Genomic DNA, 362 nt, shown 5'->3' with positions numbered 1-362 from the left:
GATCCGATCACCGTGGCGCATTGCTGGGCCCATGCGCGGCGCAAGCTGAAAGAGGTCTTCGACCGCGACGGGTCCGAGATCGCCGCCGAGGGCCTGCGTCGGATCGCCGAACTCTATGCCGTCGAGAAAGACATCCGCGGTTGCGCCCCCGGCCAGCGCCTGTCGGCCCGAAAGGCCCGCTCAGCACCTCTGGTCGCCGCCTTCGGGGAATGGCTGCAAGCGCAACGCCTGCGCGTCTCCGCCAAGTCCCGCCTCGGCGAAAAGCTCGCCTATATCCATAACCACTGGAACGGGTTGCAGACCTTCCTGACCGACGGCCGCGTCGAGATCGACTCCAACAATGTCGAAAATCTGGTTCGTCC

The 362-nt window shown here is 65.2% G+C and carries 1 protein-coding gene; it reads left to right on the top strand.

Annotated elements, in window-relative coordinates; translation table 11 throughout:
- Nucleotides 1-362: IS66 family transposase (locus NHN26_RS17410; protein WP_253090551.1), on the top strand; the 362-nt coding region annotated here is incomplete at both ends.

Source organism: Rhodovulum tesquicola (genome assembly GCF_024128855.1).
Lineage (GTDB): Bacteria > Pseudomonadota > Alphaproteobacteria > Rhodobacterales > Rhodobacteraceae > Rhodovulum > Rhodovulum tesquicola.
This window is presented reverse-complemented; position numbering and strand designations above follow the sequence as displayed.